Annotated in this window: 1 protein-coding gene; it reads right to left on the bottom strand. The window is 46.1% G+C overall.

Features of this window, described 5'->3' with window-relative positions:
* Positions 1 to 675, bottom strand: a 675-nt coding sequence (locus tag A1D16_RS03095; RefSeq protein ID WP_290707852.1) for a PepSY-associated TM helix domain-containing protein, incomplete at both ends; no start/stop codon positions are given.

Here is a 675-nt window from a genome sequence, read left to right as displayed (position 1 = left end):
ATATCGTAGTTCATACGAACAAGTTTATCCGCCATACTTGCTTCATCAAACCCTCCGGCATAGGAGCCTGTTGCCGGCAATTCTTCGCCACTGTAGCGATCATAGTGGTAATAATCAACTTTATAATAGGTACCCGGGCGATGGTTCACTCCCATCTCGAGCGGATCGGTTGCAGTAACCGGATAAAACACCGTGATGCTTTCTTTATCCGTCATCCTGCTCCGGTGTGCTGCCCATAACTGATCAGCTACCTGATCCGTGTTTCCTGCAATCTTCGGATCGGATACCGGATGTTCATGTGGTGGTCTTTGTTTCCCTCCTGAAGTTGCATAATAAGTAGCATCGGCAAACCAGTCAAAGCCCCATACCAATCCGGTGATTGCCAGAAATATGCCAATCCAGCTCATATAAAATCCAAGCACATTGTGCAGATCGTAATTGACTCTTCGCCATTTCGCGTTCCATTTTATGGAAAACCGCTGTTTCATGGCAGCCTTGTTTTTGGGCCACCACAAAACAATACCACTGATAAGCATAATTAAAAACACCAGTGTTGCTGAACCAACAATTGGCCGGCCAATAGCGGGAGGCAACCATAAATAAAAATGCCCATCCAGTACGATGCGAAAGAAATCTTTGGTCATGTCTTTCACCTTCAGCACTGCACCGGTATAC

Origin of the sequence: Flavihumibacter sp. CACIAM 22H1, assembly GCF_001601815.1 — a bacterium.
Classification (GTDB): Bacteria; Bacteroidota; Bacteroidia; order Chitinophagales; family Chitinophagaceae; genus Flavihumibacter.
The sequence above is the reverse complement of the archived record's forward strand: the minus strand, read 5'-3'. Positions and strand labels throughout refer to the sequence as shown.